Source organism: Nocardiopsis halophila DSM 44494 (genome assembly GCF_000341245.1).
Taxonomy (GTDB): domain Bacteria; phylum Actinomycetota; class Actinomycetes; order Streptosporangiales; family Streptosporangiaceae; genus Nocardiopsis_A; species Nocardiopsis_A halophila.
In genome coordinates, this window is record NZ_ANAD01000278.1 from 1 (window position 1) to 323 (window position 323).

General features: G+C 73.4%; 1 protein-coding gene. It reads left to right on the forward strand.

Translation table 11 applies throughout. The features are described from left to right. Positions 1 to 221: hypothetical protein (locus D450_RS33840; protein WP_039821169.1), on the forward strand; the 221-nt coding region annotated here is incomplete at its 5' end. Positions 222 to 323 lie beyond the last annotated feature (102 nt).

Here is a 323-nt window from a genome sequence, read left to right on the forward strand (position 1 = left end):
TCTTCGGCAAGGAGAGCGCCGCGATCCTGGGCGCGGTCCATGAGTGGCGCCTGTCCGACGCGTTGCGCCTGGTCGATGACCTGCCCTGGGCGCACCGCTATGACATGCTCTCCGACGCCGTGGCGCTGCTGGGCACCCCGCCGAGCGTGCTCATCGATGAGGCCCTGGAGCGGGCGCGCGCCCAGACAGAGGCAACGCTGCGCGCGGCCGAGGCCGCATGAGTCGGGGGCCTGCGGGATCCCCATCCCCACAGGCCCCCGGGCCAATAGCATGGGGCCATGAGCGCCCCACGCCCCCAGCGTCCCGCGGCCGATCCGGACTGC